Raw genomic sequence first — 22,212 nt, 5'->3', positions numbered from 1 at the left:
GCACAACGGAATTCAATAAATCTAACACAAAATATTTTTCTCAAACTGTAAGGGTACTTCCATCTTGGTTTAAGTATTTTGACATAAAAAAAGAGCCCCATAAGGAGCTCCTTTCCATTTAATGTTAATGATCTTTAACCTCTAATAATGAATTAATTATCTGTACAAATAACCTCTTCGTTGCGATAACCAGTATTGTCTTTGTACCAATCAGGATAGCTTACACCTCCAGATTCAGCCCACGTTTTAAAATAATTATAGGCTTTAGTAATGTCAACTCCTTCTTCCACTACTCGGTAATCATGAATAATATGAATAGCCCACGGATGTTTTTTAGCCGTTTGGTAATAAGCACCACTATCTGGATCTGAAGCGTCTTCCATTGAACCAAAAATATCCATATCGTGGAGCGCCGTAGGTTCTTGATTAAATAGGTGAATTTCATGTTTACGGTCACCATTTTTCAAAATAAAAGGATTATACGGAAAGTTCGTCAATCCAAAATCCTGCACACTCATTGGTCTGGCAAAGAACACCTCAACATTCATAATGTTGTACTCATCTTCAGGCAGGCAATGTCCATATTCACTCATCTGGGTACTTTGATCGTAAGCAATAATGACTAATCGGTTGTCGGGATTGACTTCTGTACCATTTTCATTTAGGTTAATCGCTCCAGTGTTTAGATTAGTACCCGTAATCTTTAATACATGATTAGAGACCATTTTTTCCGGCAACATGATACCAAAGCCATTATCGTAACTCGCTGATCTTGCCTTTTGCTTCAGTTTTATTTCCATTTTAGTGGCTTCTCCATCTGCATTAACATACAGTTTGAAGCGATAATTTACCACCAAATCGTTGAAGTCATAATCTCCTTTAGAAGGCCATAAATCTTCATAGGCAATTGATCCCCAGCCTAATTTACTTGGTCCATAAATGACTGAACTTATTGTTGGATCCTCTGGAAATTCATCTGCACAATCCAGCACACCATCACCGTCTGAATCAACATTTTCACATTCTTCAAGTGTACAAGGAAAAGCGGAGAGGTCATTAATCTTACCAGGCATATTCCCTCTTAAATCGTAAGCACCAGTCGCTTTATCCATCTCAACAAACAAGCTTGGATTATCGGTGGTTCCCATAAACAAACGATCCTTTTGGTCAATGGCTAAAGAGGTTGGTTTAAATGGTAAATTTTCCGCACTGATTCTTTCAGTTTTAATGATCCCATTTACATCATCAATGTCTGTGAATTTATAAAGTCCAGAAAAACAACACATAAAGACCTCACCCTCTAAACTAATCGCAATATCACCTCCGCCAAAAGGTTCTGCCAGACCTTCAATCGTAAATTTCTTTTTGATAGAGCCATCAGCGGGATCAAGAGTGTACATGGTTTGGTTGTCAGCGATCCATAATTCTTTGGTAACATGGTTATATTCCATTCTTGGATACTGGCGGTTGAAAGGGTTACCCTCTGCGATCGTCACCCATTCTTTGGTGTCAAGATCATAATATCGAAGTCTTTCTTCAAAGTTGATATAAACCCTTTTATTATATTTATCGACCGCACAGGCAAAAGACCCTCCATCGGGCATTTGTTGCTCTACGGTACCCCAGTCATAATTATTATCAGGATCAATCGTAAATAATTCGCCATCACCATTCACCCCGTAAATGGTTGGGGTACAATCCAGCATCCGTTGATTATCTGCAGTAAAGGAAATGTTTGTTGTCGGTGTCAGGTCAACTTTTTGCTTAACTTGCTGTCCATTAACAACCTTATTGACCACCAACTCTTTTACGTGAGCAGGAAAGGTCAATGGATAGCTGAAACTATTTTCTCCTTCACGAATAAACCCACGGCCAATTTCGATTTCCTGACCATCCACATCAACAAATGCAATTTCATAAAAAGCACCATTATTAGCCTGCTCATCATTTACATTTAGCGAAATTTGTGTGGTGGTTTCATAGGCAAAACCCTCTGGAACAGTAATGGACTCAAAACCACCATCGGATGGACTCACATCATCTCTTTTAGGAAAACAACTTGCCATCAGCAAAGTGAAAATCAATAGGAATTGGGTAGGCTTCATTTTAAAGTTATTTTAGTAAACAACCTTAATAACGGCCATTTAGCAATACCCAAACATAACAAGTATTATAATCAAGGAACTTGCAATAATTTTAATGCCACAGTGACCTTAATTGAATAAAAGGAGGTTTTAGCAGCTATTTTACAGCTGTATTCAATGTAAGTTTTAGAGGAATTTGAATAAATATATCACAAACAAAAGCCCCATTATTACACTTACCCGCTGTAAATACCCCCATCTGAACCTATGCCTCTTTAGGCTCGATGTATGGTCCCCCTAACCATATTAATACAGCCTTTATAAGTACTTGATCAAAAACAACTTGTATAAAGTGACCGGTGATCAGTGCCTCGTGACTGGTATTATTTGGACTCCAACCACCGATCACAAGTCACCAGCCACCTTTTCTCGGATAAATTCTTAGATCTTTGAAAATTTAAGGCATTCGGCATTATACAAGTTAAATATGACCAAGTACTTATATGAGCTAAAAAAATAAAGCCCCGACCCAAAGGCCGAGGCTTGCAAAAGTAAAAACAAATTATCTTAAAGCTTAGAACAAGTGGCGGTTAACCATTGCTTCAATGAACTCCTGACGGCCAGAAGTACGTGCAGGCTCACCTACGCCAACAGCATGCGTACGCAAATCTTCCAAAGTCAATTTTCCTGCTTCGAAGTCTGCACCGATACCTGCATCAAATGATGCATAACGTTCTTTTCTCAATTTCTTGTAATCAGAGTTTTCAAGGATGTCATTTGCCACCAACAACGCTTTGGCGAACAAATCCATAGAAGAGATGTGTGCGATGAACAAATCTTCCGCCGTGAATGAATTACGACGAATCTTGGCATCGAAGTTCACACCACCGCCTTGCAATCCACCACCTTCAAGGATGATCAACATCGCTTCAGTGATTTCCGACAGGTTGGTTGGGAATTGATCGGTATCCCATCCGTTTTGGTAATCTCCACGGTTGGCGTCAATCGATCCCAACATGCCATTATCAACAGCTACTTGCAATTCGTGCGTGAAAGTATGCCCCGCCAAAGTAGCGTGGTTCACCTCGATGTTCAATTTGAAATCATCCTGAAGACCATATTTATTCAAGAAACCTACTACTGTTTCAGAATCAAAATCATATTGGTGCTTGGTTGGCTCAGCTGGCTTAGGCTCAATGAAGAATGTTCCTTTGAAGCCATTTTTGCGAGCGTAATCACGTGCCATCGTCAAGAATTGAGCAAGGTGCTCTTTCTCACGCTTCATATCGGTATTCAACAAAGACATATAACCTTCACGGCCACCCCAGAATACGTAGTTTTCACCACCCAAAGCGATCGTTGCATCCAAGGCATTTTTCACCTGCGTACCCGCATGCGCCAATACATTGAAATCAGGGTTGGTAGAAGCACCATTCATGTAGCGTGGATTAGAGAATACGTTGGCCGTACCCCACAACAACTTCATGCCTGTTTCTTTTTGCTTCACCTGCGCATGCTCAACGATGCTGTTCAAACGGCGCTCATATTCCGCAATTGAACTGCCCTCATCTACCAAATCGATATCGTGGAAACAGTAATAAGGTGTTCCCAATTTTGACATGAATTCAAAAGCGGCATCCATACGCATTTTTGCGCGCTCCACTGCATCCGTTTTGGCAGCCCAAGGGAACTCACGTGTTCCAGGACCAAATGGATCACCACCCTCACCACAGAAGGTATGCCAGTAGGCGGTAGCAAATTTGAAGTGCTCCTTCATGGTTTTTCCTGCTACTACACGGTTTTCGTCATAATAACGGAATGCCATTGGATTCTTTGAATCCACGCCTTCGAATTTGATTTTATCGATGCCTTTAAAAAATTCACTCATAACTATATCTTTAAAAATGTTTATTATTTCTTTTTTTATGAAAAAGGTGATTTGCGGTGAGTAGTTTACCTACTGATTTTCACCGATTATTTGTTCTCCATTTATTTCAATAAAGCCTTCCAACGCTGATAAGCCTCCTGATATTGGGCACTCATCGCAGTATTGGGCTCAATCAATCCCAGTTTTTCGGTAGAAGCGAAAGCCTCATCAAAAGAAGCAAAATGCCCGTGTCCATAAGCTGCTCCCATCGCTGCCCCACGGCTTCCATCAGTGGCATATAGCTCAATCGGAGCTCCCGAAACGCCTGCAAGCGTATCTCTAAAAATCGGACTCAGGAACATATTCGCCTTTCCCGCACGGATCACCTTCGGATCAATTCCGATTTCCTGCATCACCTCCATGCCGTAATAGAAAGAGAAAACAATCCCTTCCTGCGCAGCACGCAACAATTGTCCTTTTCCATGACGGTTGAAGTCCAATCCATGAATCGAAGCACCAGGGTTTGCATTTTCCAATACACGCTCCGCCCCATTACCAAACGGCAAAATACTCAGACCTTCCGCACCGATAGCGACTGATGATGCCAGCTCATTCATTTCAGGATAAGACAAATCCTTAGCGACATTCTGACGCATCCAGTTATTTAAAATTCCTGTTCCATTGATGCACAATAACACCCCCAGACGCCTTGCGGATTCGCTGTGATTAACATGCGCGAAAGTATTTACCCGTGATTTTGGATCGTATTTCAATTGATCACTTACCCCATAAACCACGCCCGAAGTCCCTGCCGTAGCCGCAATACCCCCTGGTTTCATCACATTGAGAGACAAAGCATTATTCGGCTGATCTCCAGAACGGTAACATACTGGCACGCCCTCCCGAAGGCCGAGCTCTTCTGCCATGGTGGAATTTACACGCACCTGCTCGCCAAAAGTGGGAACAATATCGGGAATCAATGATGGAGAAATACCATACTGTTCAAGCACGATCTCCGCGACATCATTAGATTTAAAATCCCACAAAATACCCTCCGATAAGCCCGTAGGTGTAGTAGTGATTTCACCACTGAGTTTCATTGCGATATAATCACCAGGAAGCATCATTTTGTGTACCTGCTCATAAACCGCTGGCTCGTTTTCCATCACCCATTTAAGCTTGGAGGCCGTAAAATTTCCCGGGGAATTTAAACAGTGACTAAGACATTTTTCAGCACCGATATTTTCAAAAGCAGTATTTCCAATTTCCACCGCTCGACTGTCGCACCATATAATAGAAGGGCGTAATACCTGCTGCTGTTTATTGACCAACACCAGACCATGCATTTGGTAAGTGATGCCAATCCCATTAACAGCCTTGAGGTCAATTTTTTTTCCTGCAATTTTTGTCGCAGCAGTTAATGAGTCCCACCACATTTCAGGTGACTGCTCTGCCCATCCCGCCTGAGGGCTGTCAATTAATTGCTCCTGCTCAGGGTAAGTTACAGAGAGGACTTGCTGCCCATCAGTTGCCGAGATGACCGACAACTTTACTGATGAGGTTCCTATGTCATAGCCTAAAAAATACATATAGGATTAATTTTATGATGAAGCGCAAATCATTGAATAGTTCGTAATTCAATAAAAAATTCAACGCTGTATTTTGTGTTCTTCATAAAGAAACACTTAAAATCCGCTTATGTCAATATCCCTGTGCCGCCCGCTGAAAAAAAGCGGTTTCGCAACCGTTCCCGAGCCTATTTTTTTCTGCGGATTTGTTACATCTCCTACGTCGGGCAAGAAAATTTTCCAACAACTCAATGAAATGATCATGGTATATTATTGCTAACAGTATCACCAAAATCTTACTTATATGAAAGGCATCATTTTCACCGAATTTTTAGAATTGGTTGAGGACAAATTTGGGTTTAGTGTTGTAGATGAGATCATCGAGCAAAGTGAACTACCCTCCGAAGGTATTTATACTGCCGTTGGGACTTATAATTATAAAGAGATGGTCTCGCTGGTAATGAACCTCCAAAAGCAAACCGACATTCCCGCAATAACACTCATGGAAGTTTTTGGAGAGCACCTGTTCAGTCGATTGGCCAAACTATACCCCGTCTTTTTAAATGGAGTGGAAGACCCCATTAAATTTCTGATGAGTCTGGAGGATTATATCCATGTAGAGGTGAAAAAACTCTATCCCGAGGCAGAGCTCCCCTCCTTCGATACTGAGCTTCAGAAGCCCGACCAGTTAAAAATGACTTACCACTCCGTCCGATGCCTGTATCCTGTCGCTGAGGGATTGATTAAAGGCTGTTTCAAACATTTTGAATCTGAAGTACAAATCACTAAAAATATGATTACGGAAAGTGGCAATAAAGTAGAGTTCATAATTAACAAACTATGATGGAAAAGGAATTGGCGGCTTTAAAAAGAGCCATTCAGCGGGAGCGACAAGCAAGAAAGAATTCTGAAGCATTATTGGAGGAAAAATCCCTTGAACTATACCATGCCAATCTGAGATTGACCAACCAAAACAATGTCTTAGAAGAAGAAGTCAGCAGACGCACCAAGCAACTTGTAGAGGAAAAAGAACGCGCCGAAGAAGCCTCAAAGGCAAAGGCACAGTTCCTTTCTGTTATGTCGCATGAGATCCGTACCCCACTCAATGCCGTAATTGGTATGTCTCATTTATTATTGGACAATGAACCCCGTGAGGATCAGCTGGATTTGATGGAATCATTAGAATTTTCCGCAAAACACCTGCATAACCTGATCAATGACATTTTGGATTTCAGTAAAATCGAAGCTCAAAAACTTGAAATAGAAGAGATTAATACTGACCTCGGGTACATTTGCCGCCAACTTTCCAAAACGCTAAAATTCAGGGCTGACCAAAAAAACATCCTATTCAAACTTGATGACCCTGAGGTCATCCCTACGGTGCTTACCGATCCCACACGTATAGCGCAGGTCATTACCAACCTTGCGGGAAACGCCATAAAATTTACTGAAAAAGGGGAGGTTGGCATCCGTATGAAATCCCTCGAAAAGAAGGCGAATGAAATCCTTGTTCAAATCACTATTTATGACACTGGAATTGGTATTCCTGAAAATAAAATCGACACCATTTTTGAGTCTTTCAGTCAGGCGGATCTAAACACCACCCGAAAATTTGGAGGAACAGGACTTGGACTGACCATCACCAAAAATATTGTCCAAATGATGGGCGGACATATTAAAGTCACAAGCCAATTAGGGAAAGGCAGCCAATTTAATGTCATTATTCCATTCAAAATATCGCAAGATCATACATCAAGCAATACTTATGCGGAAAACAAAATCCCTACAGGCAAAACCATTCTACTGGCAGAAGACAATGCCATGAATGTAAAAGTGGCCAACGGGTTTCTCAAGAAATTGGGGATTAATATGGTGCATGCAGAGAATGGCAAAAAAGCCTATATGATGATTGTCGAGCAAGGCATTAATGCCGATTTGATTCTTATGGATTTGGAAATGCCAGAATGGGATGGCTACCAGGCTACCGAACAAATTCGTCACCATTTCCCTGAATTACCCATCATTGCCCTGACCGCAAATGCTACTGTGGAAATAAAAAAACGCGCGCTTTCTGTAGGGATGAATGACTATTTAACAAAGCCCTTTGACCCAGGGACTTTTACAGCGACACTCAAAAGACACCTCGCCCCGAAGGTCTTACAGTAAATTACATAGGATAATTTGAATGTTCATTTATAAAACGATAGGTTGAACATTACATGACATCACCCTAAAATAGCATAGCGTTGAAAAAAGCATGACAATAAAGCAACATGCAAATTTCAATCGTTCTACTTATTTAATCCAATTAGTTTTCAGGAGTTACCTGTTCTGGATGCTCATATTTGCAGGACAACGCGCCCTGTTTCTACTCTTTAATCAGCATCAGTTAACAGCCGTTCCTGTTCAAGACATTATTCTTAGCTTTTTATATGCCTGGAAGCTCGATACTTCCACCGCTTGCTATCTATTGGTGCTCCCAGCGCTGATCGCTTTTGCCGCTCAATACTTAACGTCAGGTCCTTGGCTGAAAATCTCCATTCGATATTATACCCTATTCTTTCTCACCTTTCTGAGCTTCCTGATCAGTGCCGAACTGAACGTATTTGAAGTATGGCAAACCAAGCTCAGTTACAGCGTTATGCGATATGTGCAAGAGCCTGAATTGGTGATGGATGTAACTTCTAATTGGATCATCCTGCGGACAATCTTCTTTTCAGCCTTACAAATTGGCTTCGGCTATTTGCTTTACCTTGTTGTGGTAGAGAAGCATTTATCAGTGATCCGTCAGCACAAAATCACTGCCATTCCACAGTTTTTAGTCATTGGGATTGCCATTGCCTGGGGAATCCGTGGGGGCCTTTTTCAAATGACCCCAATTACACAAAGTGTCGTGTACTTTTCAAAACATCCTTTTATCAACACCGCAACGGTCAACAGTCATTGGAATCTTATCCAAAGTATTGAAAATAATGCCCGAAATGGCAATGGGAAAGCATTTGAATTTATGCCCCACCAGCAAGCCGAGGCGATTATCAATCCGTTGCTTCAACCTAAAAAAGATACGACCACAAAAATTATTCAGGTTGAAAAACCCAATGTAATGATCTTCCTACTCGAAGGCTACACTTCTGACCTGATCGAAAGTTTGGGAGGCTATGCTGGAGCGACACCATTTATGGAGGAACTCATAGACGAAGGATATACCTTTACCAATTGCCTATCCTCTGCAGTAAGGACGGAGCAGGGCATTTCGGCGGTACTGAGTGGCTACCCCGCTCAACCACGGACAGCCATTATTGGGCAAATTGCCAAACATCAAAACCTGCCAAGTATTACAGAAGAATTTCAACAGGCTGGTTATTGGACCTCCTTTCACTACGGTGGCGAACTCAGCTACATCAACATTAAAGCGTGGATGTATTCTAAAAAATTGGACCTCATCATTGATGATGAACATTGGGCTGACCACCAAAACAAGGGTGGATTAGGCTTCCATGAAGAGTATGTTTTACCTCAACTACTGAAAGATCTCAATCAGGCACCGAAGCCATTTTGCTCGGCCATGCTCACGGTCAGTACCCACGATCCTTTCGATAATCCGAAAATTAAAACCTTTAAAGTGGGCAGGGTCATGAATCAACTACTTGATGCCGCCTATTATACCGATGCACAATTCAAAGCCTTTTTTCAGGCCGCAAAAAAACAGGATTGGTATAAGAATACTTTATTCGTTTTCGTTGCTGACCATGCCCGTGTCTCCCCTCGCGAATGGCCACGGGATTCCTACGATTCACGGTTAATTCCCATTATTCTTTATGGCGATGTACTGAAAAAAGAATATCAGGGAGTGAAAGACGACCGACTCGTTTCTCAGATTGACATCACTAAATCCTTGTTGCATCAGGTGTCGCTACCAAGTGACCGTTACCCGTGGAGTAAAGATATGTTTAACCCAACCATGAAGGAGTACGCATATTCTTCCTCCTTTGAAAATATCATTTGGTCAGAGGCCCCAGACAAATACCTCGTCTATGACATCAATGAAAACAAACCTGTTGAGCATTTAAGCAAGGGGTATTCTGCCAAAGACCAAGAAATAGTCAAAGCATATTCACAGTTATTAATGCAAGATTATAACCGCAGATAATTCACTTGAGTGTCAAATAACGTATCTTGCGCAGCATAAAAATTGACACTTATGAGATTTCTCGCCATAGACTTTGAAACCGCTAACAGTAGCCGAAATAGTGCTTGCTCCGTTGGGGTAGCATTATTTGAAGAAGGCAAACTGATTCAGAGTGGGCATTATTATATCAAGCCTGAACCCAATTACTTTGCCCCAATAAACATTGGTGTTCATGGCATTTATCTTGAAATGGTAGAGCATGCCCTGGATTTCAAAAGTATTTGGGAAGAAATTATGGTGGATTACGCCGCAGAAATTATGGTTTGCCATAATGCAGGCTTTGATATGAGCGTTATTCGTTCTTCCTTTGATGCTCTTGGCCTACCTTATCCACAGGTAAATTACGCCTGTACCCTTCAGTTGGCAAAAAAACTGCACCCTCAATTACCCCATCATAAATTGAACCTGCTTTGCCAGTGTTATGATATCCCATTGAATCACCACAATGCAGAAAGTGACGCCGTCGCCTGTGGGTTATTGATGACCCATTTTATGCATCACTTTAGCACCCAAAGTCCTGAAGACCTATATTTGCAATTAGATGGTAGTATGGGCACCTTACATTCCAATGCTTACGAAAGACCATACATTGGATATGCGCCTCAGATTCCTTTACTTTATCAATCGCCTACAGAAAAAAAAGCCAAAGAGGAAAGTCCGCTTACGGGCAAACGGGTAGCCTTCACGGGCAGTCTGAATAATTTCAGCCGTTCGGAAGCACAAAAACTGACGGAACAAGTAGGCGGAATTGCTTTTCCTGCCAATGTAAGCCGTTATACACATTACCTTGTTTCCAACAACCCACAGAGCCGAAGTACCAAAATCCAAAAAGCCCAACAGTTACAAAGTCAGTGTCATCCTATTCAAATAATTGATGAGGAAACTTTTACTCAATATGTGCTGGAGGAATGCGATTAGGAAGATAGGTTTTTGCCAGTGCGAAGAAATCTGACATTTCTTGATCGAGCCAGGCGGCATCCTTCTCCAGCAATTGCTGAAGGATCAGCCCAACCTCCCCTGCAATGCGCAGGGCTTCCTGGGCATCGAGAAACAGTGCTCTTGAACGACGGGCAAGGACATCTTCTATTTTTCGGGCTTTTTCGTGTTTTACAGCCCAATAAACCTGCCCTTCACTTAAATTCAATGAGGCGGAAATGACCCTCCCATAGTTTCCTTTTTCCAAAGCAGCCAATTCGGGCGCCGCAGCACCATAGTGCAGAAGATGCGTCGGAATATCATCATTGGCTGTTCCACTGAAGAGGGGGAGCTGTGCCGTTACACATGGCTGAACAGGTAGATTGAAATGTTGAATCACCCGATCAAGGGTATCTTCAGCCATCTTTCGATATGTCGTCCATTTCCCTCCTGTAACTGTAACCAGCGAAGCTTCATTGATATCAATAAAATGACGGCGGGAAACATCCTTGGTCGCTGCCTTTTTACCCTTGGTGGATACCAGTGGACGCAATCCCGCAAATATGCTTCTGATATCCGCCCGACGAACTTTTCGGGTAATAAATGCGTTCAGGGTGTCGAGGATAAAATCAACCTCATGATCGAAGGCCGTGGGATCTATTGAAGGAGATTTAATGGGCGTATCAGTAGTGCCAACCAACACTTTTCCGTGCCACGGAATTGCAAACAACACGCGACCATCCTGCGTTTTTGGAATGAGTAATGCCTGATCTGAGGGTAGAAATTCCCGATCAATCACAAAGTGAACGCCTTGACTGCTCTGTATTTCGAATTTTTTGGCAGGAGAAGATAAGGCATGAATTCGCTCAGAAAATACCCCCGTGGCGTTAATAACAACCTTGGCATTTAGGGCAAACTCCTCTTGACTTTCACGATCACAAGCCATCAGGCCTGCCACTTTGTCCTGATCATTTTTTATAAAACCAGTCACCTGGCAGTAGTTGAGGCAAACCCCGTGATATTGTTCAATCTTTTGGACCAATGTGGTCGCCAGACGGGCGTCATCAAATTGAGCGTCAAAATACTGAATACCGCCATTCAGCCTCTTTTTGTTTAAAGTTGGCTGTGCATACAACACCTCATTTACGGAAAGCCATTGCGAACTCCCCAGGCTCATGGTTCCTGAAAGCCAGTCATAAAACTTCATGCCCATCAAATAGTAACCACTTGAAAAGTAATTATAAGTCGGAATGATGAAAGAAAGTTTTTTTACCAAATGGGGTGCATTCTTCAGCAATAGTCCACGCTCCAGCAGTGCTTCATGAACTAACGAAATATCACCATTTGCCAAGTAGCGTACACCTCCGTGAATCAGTTTGGTGCTTTTGCTCGATGTTCCTTTGGCAAAATCAGCTTGTTCAAGCAGCAGTGTTTTGAAGCCTCGGGTAGCGGCGTCGAGGGCACAACCCAAGCCTGTGGCACCACCTCCAATAACGACTATATCCCAGTCTTTTTGTTGTTTAACCTCATGAAGTTGCCTTGCTCTATCCATCTCAAAATAAAACCGCAACAATCAATACTTGTTATATGATAATGCCCAACGACTAAAAAAATAGTTTAATGAAAACAATAATCTTAAAAGCGGGAGCGTACCACAAACTGATAAACATTTTCATAAAGACGGTAAGAGTACTTTAGGTTATCCTCCAATATATAAGTGAAATCTATTTGCCAGTGTGCTCCAATAACGTAACCTGTGCCAAAGGAAAAACGGTTCGTTTCGAAGCCTGTATGCTCCTGCCGATTAAATACTTTCCCTGAAAATATTTCGTTGGCCACCATCACAAAAACTTTTTTGCCTTTCTGAAAATTAAACCACGGAAGCTCATAATTAAAGCCTGCCAAATAGCGAACACGAGCACCTGTATCGTTGCTCGCATCGCTTCTCCAAAAATACCGTTCTTCAAAACGCAAACGATAAGAAACCTTTAAACCACTTAATCCGAGCGGATGCTTTCCTGTTAAGTCCTGATTGAGCCTAACCTCATTCACCCACTCGAATTGATCTCGGATAGATTCTACAGGTTGTTTCCAGTCCTTCCAGAATCCGCCACCAACACCTACCGTTAAGGATTTACTATTAAAAAGCGGGGTAACAGCCTTGGTCCGAATCTGAAAACGCTTTTGATGTTTGTCAAAATAATTGACATAAGCATAATCCGTATTGAAGGATAACCGCGGACTCACCGTATGCCGATCAAAGTGACGTAACCATATTCTACTGGTCTGCGCACTTGCAGTAACAGAAAAAAATAAAAACAATGAGGTATATAAAAATAGCTGAATTCTCATACACTAAAAATCGTAATATAAATTAACAATTACGAGTGATTTTTAAGTAAATTTATTCTAAATTATTAGACTGTCCTAAAGTGGTTAAATTTTAGAAATCATATCCAAAAAATCAAAAGTTTCATTCTTATCTTTAACAACAAATATCAGCTTATTGGGCACTTCTTCAATCAGTTGCTTTACTTTTGTCCCCATCAGGAGGCGGGTGAGTTTTGTCCGTGCTTGTGAACCAATCACCACAGCAGTATTGCTTGTTTTATTGATAAATTCCGCTAAGCTTCCCGCAAGCGTATCATATCTATCGAGGTATAAATGATGAAGCTCATTCACCTCATCTGTCCACTCATGCTCGGCCAAAAATTCATCAATATTCTTTCGTTCATTCTCTTCCATGATCGATTTGAATTCTTCGGGAGATTTCCCTGAAAATGAATAACCCTGCGGAAGAGAATAGGCATTTACCAAATCAATTTTAGCTTGCAATCGGGCTTTCATTCTTTTGGCAAATTCAAATGCCAACACGGACTCTTCACCACCGTCAATTGGCAGCAATACAGTATCAAATTTTAACGCTTCTTCATTTTTGGGGATAAAAGCCACAGAGCAAGGTGCCAGATTTAAAATACCATAAAGATTGGTGTCTGTAAACTTTTCCTTTCGCCCGAACATTAAAAGGTCGGCCTGCTTTACCTTTTGCCATTTGAGTACTTCTGTACCCAAATTTCCTTCTTTGACCATATAATCTACTTTCGTAGAATCACCATCAAAATAATGGCTCACCTCCTCCATCATCAAGGATTTAAGTTGCTCATCCAAGGGTTGTGGCTCCCCCTGTTTTGACTTATAATGCGGATGGTCAAGATCTCTGATCACATGCATGAGATAGATTTTCTCAAAATTTAACAGGCGATCATAATGATGTACAGCCTTCAGGACATACTGATCCGTAGCTGAAAAATCAAGTCCTACAATTACTCTTTTGATTTGCTCCATAGTTATATAATTAAAAAATGCAGATTTAATTATATATACGTAAAATACAATTTAGCGTTAGGAACCCAAAGACACATTTTTAACATTAAGACTAAGTTCTTTGAGAACTTCAACAGCCGAAGCCTGCCCTGAATTTTTCGCTTGTTCATAAAATATTACCGCTTGCTGAAGGTCCTTTTTTACACCATGCCCTGTCTGGTAAGCATGCCCAAGCATAAACTGTGCTTCCCCATTCCCCTGAAAAGCAGCTGTTTGCAGCCAATAAATCGCTAAATCCATATCATGCTTCACCCAAGCGGTATTTTCCATATAAAGTTTGGCCAATAACAATTGCGCTTCAGGGTGATTCTTTATGGCCGCCTTTTTTAACAATTCAAGTGCTTTCAGCTGTTCCTCTTCATCTGTGATTTGCAACAGACTTTTTCCGACTTCGAATTGTGCCTGAAGATCACCTGCAGCAGCAGCGGCTTTCCACCAGGTTTGCGCTACTGATTTATTGATCTGAATACCAATGCCATACTGGTACATTTTGGCCAATTGCTTCTGTGCGCCAACATGCCCCTGATTGGCCGCCACCTCCAAATGCTCCATCACTTGCACTGCCTTGCCCTGCGGGCCGACGGTGGTATGCATTTGCTTCATGGCTTCTATATAATGATTATTGGCTGACATCCCTAAATGTGGAATTTCAATTTTAAAGATGGCGCTGCTCACTAAAAAGCCCAAACCAACCAAAAGGAAGAGGCAATTGGCGTAAATGAATGATTTTTTAGAGTACATCAAGGTAGTTGTTTTAGCATATGTGGTAAATGGTCTACCTATTAAATGTAATATAGGCGTAATTTGTTAATGGAAATTCAATCTTTTATTTGTACGAGCTGATGTATGGATCAACCGATATAATTTGGGCCTAAAATGTAGATTTTCAACATTTTAAGAATGTGACTTAAAGAAGTTGAATTAAAACTTTAGATAAAAATAGCAGAATCACGACTTGGATAATTAATAATTTAATCATAAATCCAAAACGTTCAGATGCATGCCAAGTGGGCTAAAGGCAGTAATTTTAGAAAAAAACCAATGGCTTTTCAATTTCAATCTGTTCGACAAAAATTTACGGCCACCATTCTGCTTATGGCCCTGATTTCCTGTGTTAGTGGCGCGTTATCGTATTACCTTTTCAGGCAAAACAATGCCTTGCATCAAACTCAATTGATGGTCAATCAATTGGAGAAAAACCTGCAACAGGCAACCCAACAACAAACCCTTTTTCAATTGAGGGGTAGAAAAAAAGAGACTTTTTATATTCAGCAGGAAACATCAGAATTATTAGCGATGGATAAATCGCTGTCAGCAATCGATGCTACATTATCGACCCTTGAAAAAGACGAGATGATCAGTGATCAACAACTACAATTCAAAATTAACAGATTGTGGTTGCTTGTTGGCCAGTATGCTTCGCTAACCACACAATTATCAAAAGCCTATCTTGAAAGAGGCTATAAAAGCTATGGCTTGGAGGGGCAAATGCGAGAAGCCGCACATGCACTTGAAAAGTCAAAATTTAAAACAGATCAAATCTTCCTGTTGACTTTACGCCGACATGAAAAGGATTACATGCTTCGGGGAGAAAAAAAATACATCGAAAGTCTGCACAAAACCGCTGAAACATTTTTGCAACAGGTCGATCAAAATGGAGATGCCGCTCGCAAAAGCTACCAAAATGCCATCAAGCAGTATGTCCGTTTTTTCGATCAGATTGTTAAGGTCGATACGCAAATAGGACAAGATACTGAATCGGGTATTCGTAAAGAAATTGAGGTGGTCAAAGCCCGCATTCACCCGATAGTTGCTGAGATTGAGACTAAAATTACCGAACGAAACCAACAGCTAAAAACCAATTCACAAATGGCTTTGGCGTTGTTCATTATCATCAACTTATTGGCTGGTTGCTTCTGCATTTTCTTTATCAGCAAAAAAGTAACTGCATCTATCAGCAGGCTGAATAAAGCGGTAGGTAAGGTTATGATAGAAGATATTTCAACAAAAGAAATTGAGCGTCAGTTTGATGATCAAAGCAGGGACGAAATTGGCAGCCTCAACCGTTCATTTAAAAAACTGATGTTGCAGATTAAGCAAAGGGAAACGGAAAACAAAGCACAGACCGAAGCCCTCGAAGCCGCAGCTCAGGAAGACCAAAACAGACAGTGGATCGTAGCGAGTGTCAATGAGTTGCACCGGTTGTTCAAGGAAACAGATGGCATCAACACGCTTTGTAAGAATATTTTAAAGTATATTATTGATACCGCACAGCTGAACCAAGGTGCCCTTTTTGTGAAGCAAACAGACGAAGATGCTTCGAATATGGAACTGCGGGCATGTTATGCCTACAACCGCGAAAAATTTATTTCAGAAAAATATGAATTAGGGGAAGGATTGGTTGGTACCGTTTGGCAGGAAGAAGAAGCGATGTACATGACTGACATCCCTACAGACTATGTGAAAATAACGAGTGGCCTCGGGCATGCCACGCCAAAACATTTATACATTACGCCTTTGCTGCATAATGGGACCGTTGAGGGGGTTTTGGAGCTGGCTTCATTAACAGAAATTTCACCTACGGCAATGGCCTTTATTCAACAGGCAACAGGGCTGATTGCATCAATCATTAATTCAGTAAGAATTCAAGAAGATACCCACCGCCTTTTAAGGGAAAGTCAATCGCAGGCCGAGGAATTAAAGGCGCAGGAAGAAGAACTACGCCAAAATATGGAAGAGCTTGAGGCAACACAAGAAGAAATCCGCCGACTCGCAGACAAAAAAAGTGAAGAAATTAAGCAGTGCAGACAAACGGCAAGCTTGAAAAGCCTGATTATTGAGGAAAAAAAATCAAGCACTTCTGAGCAAGAACTTCAGGCTCATTAATGAAAAAAGATATACATATTTTTGTAATCTTCTTCCACCGACTTATTCGTCGCTGAATTGAATACACTGAGACTGTCATTCAGTGCTTCCTGAACAAGCTCCTCATGCTCTCGCGAGAGCACAATTTCTACATCCTCTTTTACCTCCTGATAAAATAAGGTATTGGCCTCATGGTTTACAGCCATGAGGCTAATGCATACAATAAGTCCGAAGAAGATTAGAATGTTTCTCATGCTGTAAATGTATACAAATCCAAATACAAAAAATGTTCCTTATAGTGCTATTGAGCACAATGTAAGGTTTTCCCATTTTATGCTGAATTACTCACAACAAAATACTGAATTCATATTGAGGTAACATTGAGATAACAACAATCCTACTGATGTATAAGTATACGATAATAATGCTGATGGCACTCGTCGAAAACGAACATGTAGGATTATTGTCAGAATACTAATTTTTGGACATTATCACTCGACAAAAAGCTATAATCAGTCCGAAAATTACAAGCTTTAATGCTCAAACTTTCTACGTAAAAATACACTGAATAAAGCGCCTGCACCTAATACCAATGCCCACTGCGTAATGACTGTGGCATTCGAATAAACATCTATAAAATTCCAGTTGCCGAGTTCATCAAACCAAGGGTAATCACTATAACCTCTCGACAGCCACCAGTAGACTAAACCCAACCCTAAGGGAATAATGGACAGCATGAAAATCTTGAATAACAGATCGGGGAATTTAAGATTGCCTGGCATGTCAATCCACTCCCTTTTAAAGTTGCCTATTCCAATTTTTAGCACCGCAAAGGTGACAAACATGCCACTGAGAATTAATCCTACTCCCCACACCCAGTCCTGATTGGTAAAGAAATCCAAAGACCAGGCCGAAGGGGCACCAAATACAAAGCATAAAATAGCAATGATAAATAATGCCCGCCCACGTGGCATTCCAAGATCAGAGACAAATCGTAAAAACATTTCCAGCATCGTCAATAAACTGCTAAAAGCTGCAAGGCTGAATGCGAGGAAGAATAAAATAGCCACAAACTCACCTGCCGGCAATTGCTCAAACAGATTGGGAATTACCGTAAAAGTCAGTGCCTGATTACCCGTTTGTAATAAACTTACTGCCTCCTGAGCACTCGGTGCCAATAAAAATACCGCAGGAATAATGGCTACTGCGCATACCATAGAGGCCACATTATTGCCAAGGCCAGACATCACCACATTGAAAGTAACATCATCGTCACGCTTGGAATAGGAACCTAAAGTCATGATCAAACCCCAGCCAGCACCCGTCGACCATGCCGACTGAGACAGTGCCTCTACCCAAACCACCGGGTCTGAAAACAGTTCAGGGCGAATATTAAACATATACGCAAGGCCTTCTCTACCGCCTTCCTGACTAAAAGTACTTGCTGCAAGCACCAATAAAAGCACAAACAAAGAAGGGATCAGTATTTTGCTGGCATACTCCAAACCATGTTGTACACCACGTACCAACACCAATACAGCAACAATAATTACCCCACCGTGCATCAACATCGTCGGCCAATGATTCGATGAAACGGTGTTCCATAAGTTATCAAAATACACCTGATCATAGGTTACAGGCACATCGGAAGTCCAGGATGAAAATGCAAAATCGAAAGCCCAAAACAGGAAGTGCAGTCCCCAGGAAACCACCACTGAATAATAGAAAGTAATACCAAGGGTACAACAGAAAATGAAAATACCCATCCACGAAAATTTCCATCCTGCTGCATTACTAAAAGAGGCAACGACATTTTTCCGAATTCGCTTTCCTATCGCAAATTCGGCCAATAATATTGGAATAGACCAAACGAACAAAAATAAAAACCACAATAAAATAAAACTGCCACCGTACTGTCCTGCAAGCCTTGGGAACCGCCATAGGTTACCTGCACCAATGGCCATTCCCAATGAGGTAATAATTAATCCCCATCGGCCACTAAATCCTTGTTCGTTCGTCATAAAATTAGTTTATGAAAGACTCCATCCGCGCAATCAACGCCTGGATGTTTCGCTCACAGTGCCACATATTAATTGTTTGGCTACTGAGAAAACCTTCGTCCTTCATCTTTGTGAAAAAAAGTTGCAGTGGATCATAAAACCCATCTACATTATGTAAAATTGAAAACTGATGATCGCCAGCTCCAATTGCTTTATTGGTAATAACTTCAAAAAATTCATCCATAGTGCCCGAGCCCCCAGGCAGGGAAATACTGCCAATAGACAGCTTTTCCATCAGGGTTTTCCTTTCGGCCATACTCGCAACAGGATATAATTCCGTAAGATTCGGGTGAAGAATTTCTTTGTCCTCAATAAATGGAGGGTAAACCCCAATAACATGCCCACCACTTTCCAGGGCTCCATTGGCCATAGCGCCCATCAGCCCTGAAATTGAACCGCCATACACGATCCGCCAGCCCGCTTTTGCCAAGGCCTGCCCAAGGGCAAAGGCCTGTTCCATATAAATATCTTTAGCGCCAGTTCGTGAGGCGCAATAAACCGCTACCGTTTTCGTTCTATTTTCCATTTTCTAAAAAGTGATAAACTCAAATATAATGGAATTCCGAAAGCTGAAGGGCATTTATTGGTCTTTAAAAGGCAACCATTGCTGGGTTTTATAAAGAAAGCCGAGATATCCCCTGACCATCAGGTGATCTCCTTCTCGCCAGATTTTGCCATCGTACATTTTGCCATTTTCAGGTTTGAGGATTTCTCCCCCAGCCCAGGTGTCCCCCTGTTGTTTCATGGATTTGATAATGACCATTCCCAACAGCGGCTGATTCTTCTGATCGCCTGGGCATTCCTTACAAAGGATGTCTTTATCACCCACCAGAATGTCGACAATCTTTCCAAACATTAGACCGTCTTGCTGATAAATCTCAACAATGGCTTTATGTTCCCCACTCACTTCATCAACCGTTATCCAACGGCCAAAAGGAGACTGTGCATAAAGCTGAACAAATGACAAACACACGAATGCGAAAGTGACCAATCCTATCCTCATGATGAATAATTTTTGAATGAATATTTATAAAATTACCCATTATTGCCCGTCAAAGCAAAAAAAAGCCCCTAAACTTAACTTTAGGGGCTTTTTTCAGCTACCGTAATTTTTTTATTTGCTGATGTTCATTTCCAATTCTTTGGCTTGCTCTGCATCATTTGTTGGAATTTTCCGCAGCTTAAAGTAAAGTAATACCATACTCAGCAACCCAAAAATGACCGTCATTAATGCAAGTACTTTCAGCTGAGGGATGATGTCTGATAAGCCAGCACCATAAAATGACAGCTCACGGAAAGCGGCCAAAAAGTGCGTCAAAGGAATGCATCGACCTATGAAAGCCACGGCATCAGGCATCTGAGATAATGGCCATGTAAAACCTGAAACCACAAAACTTGGCGTCGCCAAAACCATCGCAATTTCTGTGGCTTTCAGCTGGTTAGGCACCAACAATGAAAGCAAAATACCGAGGAATATCACTGGTAATAAAAATGCAAAAAGCAAAACGGCCATAGCTGGCATATTTTCGGCAAGCGGAATGTTGAACATTGGGAACATCACGCCTACCGCAGCGAGCATCATTACGCCAGTCAGTAAAAATGGTAAAATCTTGATCCCCATAATCTTCCATCCTTTTTTGGTTTTTGAGGTGATTTCATGCCATTTCCCCTCTTCAAACTCCCGAGCGAAAGTCAAAGCCAAGGCCAACAGGAATACCTGCTGAATAATGGTACCGATCATTCCTGGCCATAGGAAACGCATATAATTGGCCGTTTCGTTGTAGTATCGCTCATAATTCACCGAAAAAGGCTCATACTGATGGCGCGCAATTTCTTCAGGAATTCCCTGTTTTTTTAGGCCTTCAATTTCTATCCCCGCCTGCAGGGTTTTCATCACATATTGCACCCCTTTTGCAGAATAGTTTGCTGAGACAATATTGGCCGTATTGATCGCCACTGAAAGCTCAGGGTCCCGCTTTTGAAGAATATCCGCCTCAAAGTGATGGGGAATGGTAATGACCGCTTTATACTTTTCCGACCGAATTGTTTTCGGTAGGTCTGTTTTGTCATACTTGACCATATCCACAGTAATGAGTTCATTATCGTCAAGCATATCGACAATTTTAGAACTGAGTGCAGACTGATCAAGATCGACCACCATAATCGGTAAATTTGACGGTGAGCCTTTCTGATAGGTAAAGCCGAATAACAAACCATAAACCACTGGTGCGGCAAAAAATATCGCCATCACCACTGAATTACTGAACATCATTCGGAACTCCCGCTTTATTAAAGCTATAAATGTTTCCATTGCCCGTTAGTCTTTAATGAGTGCGTTGGTATTAACAAAAAGGTGGTTGGCTTCCTGCTGATCAATAGCCTTGACCTGAATTTCGAAAGCACTTTCACCAAGTTTAGCCGTAGGATAAGCCGTTGTACGGTCGGCGTATTTAGTCAAGGCGGAAACTTTACTCACTTTCGCCTTGATAGATTTATCAAGATATGGGACATAAACGGTATGTACAGCGCCCACTTTGTATTGGTTCACCTCGGATTCAGCTACCGTAAAACGGAAGAAAGTGCTGTTAGGCAACCAGCCAACAAAAAGGCTATACCCTGCCAAAGACAACTCCCCTTCCTTTAAGGTAATGGTAGAAATTTCCATAGATTTTGGTGCAATGACAAACCGCTCAGATTCGGCCACTTTAGCCAGCTCCACAGCCCCTTCGGCCCTTTGCATCGTGCCCAGCGCCATGCGTACTTTTTCATTCCTTACCCCCTTGGTAACTTCTTTCTTTTTGGCAAGGACACCCTCGTATTGGGCTTTGGCTCCGATGTACTTCATTTTTACTTCATCAAATTTCTGTGCGGAAATCAACGAGTCTTCGTACATGTTTTTCATCCGATGGAAAGATTTCGAAGCGAAATCATACTGCTCCTTAACTGCCGACAGCTTGGCATCAATCTGTGCAAACTGCTCTGCCGTAGCTCCGTTCAAAGCCATTTCATACTGCGCCTTAGCTGCAAGCAAAGCCCCTTCAGCCTGATGCTTCTTGGCTTCCACTTCAGGAATATCGAGAATGGCAAGGGTATCCCCAGCTCGTACAAAATCACCTTCCTCTACTTTTAGAGAGAGAATTCTTCCAGGAACCTTTGGCGCGACGGCAATAGAGGACTTTTTCACCTTTCCTTTGATGCCTGCCGCTTGTTCATTACTGTTACATGCAGCCAATAAAGTAGCTACTGCGAGGGATATAATTGTTAATTTTTTCATGATGCT

18 protein-coding genes are annotated in these 22,212 nt (G+C 41.7%); 5 read left to right on the top strand and 13 right to left on the bottom strand.

Annotated features, from left to right (window positions below; genetic code table 11):
* Positions 1–152: 152 nt before the first annotated feature.
* The 3 genes from AABK40_RS19990 to AABK40_RS19980 all read right to left on the bottom strand — a co-directional run bounded on the left by AABK40_RS19990 (position 153) and on the right by AABK40_RS19980 (position 5,540).
* On the bottom strand, positions 153–2,105 hold the full coding sequence (locus AABK40_RS19990) for an LruC domain-containing protein (RefSeq protein ID WP_338398900.1): 1,953 nt from the start codon (positions 2,103–2,105) through the stop codon (positions 153–155).
* A gap of 553 nt (positions 2,106–2,658) precedes the next feature.
* Complete coding sequence (xylA, locus tag AABK40_RS19985; protein ID WP_338398899.1) at positions 2,659–3,972, bottom strand: xylose isomerase; 1,314 nt, start codon at positions 3,970–3,972, stop codon at positions 2,659–2,661.
* A 101-nt stretch (positions 3,973–4,073) separates the two neighbouring features.
* Positions 4,074–5,540 (bottom strand): xylulokinase, encoded by a 1,467-nt coding sequence (locus AABK40_RS19980; protein ID WP_338398898.1) that lies wholly within the window; start codon positions 5,538–5,540, stop codon positions 4,074–4,076.
* Positions 5,541–5,823: 283 nt separating this feature from the next.
* Between AABK40_RS19980 and AABK40_RS19975 the strand changes: the two genes are divergently transcribed.
* The 4 genes from AABK40_RS19975 to AABK40_RS19960 all read left to right on the top strand — a co-directional run bounded on the left by AABK40_RS19975 (position 5,824) and on the right by AABK40_RS19960 (position 10,626).
* Complete coding sequence (locus AABK40_RS19975; RefSeq protein ID WP_338398897.1) at positions 5,824–6,363, top strand: heme NO-binding domain-containing protein; 540 nt, start codon at positions 5,824–5,826, stop codon at positions 6,361–6,363.
* The gene (locus AABK40_RS19970; RefSeq protein ID WP_338398896.1) at positions 6,360–7,685 is read left to right on the top strand and encodes an ATP-binding protein; all 1,326 of its coding nucleotides are present in this window, start codon (positions 6,360–6,362) and stop codon (positions 7,683–7,685) included. The genes AABK40_RS19975 and AABK40_RS19970 overlap by 4 nt, the downstream gene beginning before the upstream one ends.
* 91 nt (positions 7,686–7,776) lie before the next feature.
* Positions 7,777–9,669: an LTA synthase family protein gene (locus AABK40_RS19965; protein WP_338398895.1), complete on the top strand. Its 1,893-nt coding sequence runs from the start codon at positions 7,777–7,779 to the stop codon at positions 9,667–9,669.
* A 51-nt stretch (positions 9,670–9,720) separates the two neighbouring features.
* Positions 9,721–10,626 carry an exonuclease domain-containing protein gene (locus tag AABK40_RS19960; protein ID WP_338398894.1) on the top strand — a complete coding sequence of 302 codons (906 nt, stop codon included), beginning with the start codon at positions 9,721–9,723 and terminating at the stop codon, positions 10,624–10,626.
* Here AABK40_RS19960 and AABK40_RS19955 read toward each other — a convergent pair.
* The 4 genes from AABK40_RS19955 to AABK40_RS19940 all read right to left on the bottom strand — a co-directional run bounded on the left by AABK40_RS19955 (position 10,595) and on the right by AABK40_RS19940 (position 14,748).
* Entirely contained in the window at positions 10,595–12,175 is a 1,581-nt protein-coding gene (locus tag AABK40_RS19955; RefSeq protein ID WP_338398893.1) for a glycerol-3-phosphate dehydrogenase/oxidase, read from the bottom strand. The genes AABK40_RS19960 and AABK40_RS19955 overlap by 32 nt on opposite strands.
* Before the next feature lie 83 nt (positions 12,176–12,258).
* Entirely contained in the window at positions 12,259–12,975 is a 717-nt protein-coding gene (locus AABK40_RS19950; protein ID WP_338398892.1) for a DUF2490 domain-containing protein, read from the bottom strand.
* Positions 12,976–13,059: 84 nt separating this feature from the next.
* Positions 13,060–13,968, bottom strand: a complete 909-nt coding sequence (locus AABK40_RS19945; protein ID WP_338398891.1) for a universal stress protein — start codon at positions 13,966–13,968, stop codon at positions 13,060–13,062.
* A gap of 57 nt (positions 13,969–14,025) precedes the next feature.
* Positions 14,026–14,748: a tetratricopeptide repeat protein gene (locus AABK40_RS19940; RefSeq protein WP_338398890.1), complete on the bottom strand. Its 723-nt coding sequence runs from the start codon at positions 14,746–14,748 to the stop codon at positions 14,026–14,028.
* 300 nt (positions 14,749–15,048) lie between these two features.
* On the opposite strand from AABK40_RS19940, the gene AABK40_RS19935 reads away from it, so the two are divergent.
* Positions 15,049–16,893 (top strand): GAF domain-containing protein, encoded by a 1,845-nt coding sequence (locus AABK40_RS19935; RefSeq protein WP_338398889.1) that lies wholly within the window; start codon positions 15,049–15,051, stop codon positions 16,891–16,893.
* Here AABK40_RS19935 and AABK40_RS19930 read toward each other — a convergent pair.
* The 6 genes from AABK40_RS19930 to AABK40_RS19905 form a co-directional block, all read right to left on the bottom strand.
* Entirely contained in the window at positions 16,890–17,126 is a 237-nt protein-coding gene (locus AABK40_RS19930; protein ID WP_338398888.1) for a hypothetical protein, read from the bottom strand. The genes AABK40_RS19935 and AABK40_RS19930 overlap by 4 nt on opposite strands.
* Positions 17,127–17,405: 279 nt before the next feature.
* The gene (locus AABK40_RS19925) at positions 17,406–18,893 is read right to left on the bottom strand and encodes a sodium-dependent transporter (RefSeq protein WP_338398887.1); all 1,488 of its coding nucleotides are present in this window, start codon (positions 18,891–18,893) and stop codon (positions 17,406–17,408) included.
* Between the two features lie 4 nt (positions 18,894–18,897).
* Positions 18,898–19,458, bottom strand: coding sequence for an LOG family protein (locus tag AABK40_RS19920; RefSeq protein ID WP_332921782.1), 561 nt, complete (start codon positions 19,456–19,458; stop codon positions 18,898–18,900).
* A gap of 54 nt (positions 19,459–19,512) precedes the next feature.
* Positions 19,513–19,935, bottom strand: a complete 423-nt coding sequence (locus AABK40_RS19915; protein ID WP_332921783.1) for a DUF2147 domain-containing protein — start codon at positions 19,933–19,935, stop codon at positions 19,513–19,515.
* A gap of 111 nt (positions 19,936–20,046) precedes the next feature.
* Entirely contained in the window at positions 20,047–21,243 is a 1,197-nt protein-coding gene (locus tag AABK40_RS19910; protein WP_338398886.1) for an ABC transporter permease, read from the bottom strand.
* 6 nt (positions 21,244–21,249) lie between these two features.
* A complete protein-coding gene (locus tag AABK40_RS19905; RefSeq protein ID WP_338398885.1) occupies positions 21,250–22,206 on the bottom strand; it encodes an HlyD family secretion protein in 957 nt (318 codons plus the stop codon).
* Positions 22,207–22,212: the final 6 nt, after the last annotated feature.

Source organism: Persicobacter psychrovividus (genome assembly GCF_036492425.1).
Taxonomy (GTDB): domain Bacteria; phylum Bacteroidota; class Bacteroidia; order Cytophagales; family Cyclobacteriaceae; genus Persicobacter; species Persicobacter psychrovividus.
This window is presented reverse-complemented; position numbering and strand designations above follow the sequence as displayed.